This is a genomic window from Spirosoma koreense (assembly GCF_054777875.1).
In genome coordinates this window covers 1-317 of record NZ_BAAHAC010000025.1, presented here as the reverse complement: position 1 = coordinate 317, position 317 = coordinate 1, and the positions used below count along the sequence as shown (strand labels likewise).

Genomic DNA, 317 nt, shown 5'->3' with positions numbered 1-317 from the left:
GTCACTTGTTTACTACGATGTTGGCCTGACAAGATCGCCTTGTCAGTACCTGCTCCACCACCATGCCGATGATGAAGCCGTTTCTCCCTGTAGGTCAAAGAACACTGTGCCCCCCTTACTGTGCAGTAAGCAGGACCCGGTCCTTGAAAACGGTCAGCACATTCACTCCACCTGCCGGTAGGGACCAGGATACAATCCTGTATCGGCTACCGAACGGCTCCAAAAAGGAGGTGTTCCAGCCGCACCTTCCGGTACGGCTACCTTGTTACGACTTAGCCCCAGTCGCCGAGTTTACCCTTGGAGGACTGTGACCTCCC

At 55.2% G+C, this 317-nt stretch carries 1 rRNA gene; it reads right to left on the bottom strand.

The window, feature by feature from the left end:
* Positions 1–223: 223 nt before the first annotated feature.
* Positions 224–317 (bottom strand): 16S ribosomal RNA (locus tag ACYVC2_RS25530); the annotation flags it as partial.